A 761-nucleotide genomic window follows, 5' to 3' on the forward strand; every position below is an offset into this window, starting at 1 on the left:
CTCCGGCTCGACCGGTCCGGCCGCACCGTGACGGCGAGGGTGCCAGGGCACCAGCTCCCCGAACCCGGCACCCACGTGCGGCTGTCGATCACCGAGCCCGTCACGGCCTTCCCACCCCACTGACGCCAGGCGGGTCACAGCGCCAGGCAGGTCACAGCGCCAGGCGGGTTTGCGGGCCTCAATCAGAAACCGCGTCGCCCAGGTGACGAATGGGCTTTCGGCGCGGATCTGGTCGTACAGTGACCGCAGGCGCGCGTGGTACCGCTCGACGCTGAACTCGGGAACGGTCCAGATCACCTTCTGCAGGAAGTAGATAACCGCGCCGACGTCGAGGAACTCGGTCCGCAGGGACTCCATCCGCAGGTCGACGATCTCCAGGCCGACGGCTTCGGCCCCGCCGCGGGCGGTGTCGGGGTGACGGGTACGGGGCGCCGAGGCCGGCAGCGGTCCCAGGAAGTACTCGCTCAGCTCGAGCATGCTCGACGGCCCGACCTGCTGGGAGAAGTAGCGACCACCCGGCCGCAGCACCCGGCCGATCTCCGCCCAGCAGGTCACCACCGGATGACGGCTCACCACCAGGTCGAACGTCGCATCGGCGAAGGGCAACGACCTGTCGTCGGCGGCCACGACGGCCACGCCGCCGGGACCCAGCCGCGCGGCGGCCCGCGCGATGTTCGGCGCCCAGGACTCCGTGGCCACCGTGCGCCCGGCCAGCCGCGGCAGTCCGGCGAGAACCTCCCCACCGCCGGTCTGAACGTCCA

1 pseudogene is annotated in these 761 nt (G+C 71.6%); it reads right to left on the minus strand.

The features are described from left to right. Positions 1-165 precede the first annotated feature (165 nt). A pseudogene (locus ACY45C_RS07665) lies at positions 166-761 on the minus strand (class I SAM-dependent methyltransferase); the annotation flags it as partial.

It is taken from the genome of Frankia sp. CcWB2, from assembly GCF_977927585.1.